The 398-nt window shown below is 50.0% G+C and carries 1 protein-coding gene; it reads right to left on the reverse strand.

Going from position 1 to position 398, the window contains the following annotated elements:
* Nucleotides 1-398 (reverse strand): IS200/IS605 family accessory protein TnpB-related protein (locus KNO72_RS15970; protein ID WP_214758782.1); only part of this gene is annotated, 398 nt, incomplete at both ends.

The following is a 398-nucleotide window of genomic DNA, read 5'->3' on the forward strand; positions in this document are numbered from 1 at the left end:
TTGTACTCGATAAATAATGCCAAGCGATAGAACGACCATGTATGCAGATTCTTATTGTTTTTACGGCTTGTTCTTGCCGTCTGTCGGATGTTCGCTAGCTTCTCTAGGCGAATGACAGAAATGTTGTTCTCTTTTGCGAAGTCGACGATCTCACGGCTCACCTTGTGATCCTTGTCTCTCATCCAACGCTGCTCCTTGTTGTCCAGTTCCTTGATCGCGTTCAGCTTCTTCTTTTGACCGAGCTCTTTTCGTCTCGCCCGGAACTTGCGTTTCATGTACTTGTTCTCGCGACCGTTCCCAAAGAACCTCACCTTGTCGCAATCGGTCGATGCGACCGCCGGGACTTTTAGACCGAGGTCGACACCAAGAACCTTCGTACCGGTCTTCTCCGTCGTGGG

Origin of the sequence: Exiguobacterium sp. s123 (assembly GCF_018617075.1) — a bacterium.
Taxonomy (GTDB): domain Bacteria; phylum Bacillota; class Bacilli; order Exiguobacteriales; family Exiguobacteriaceae; genus Exiguobacterium; species Exiguobacterium profundum.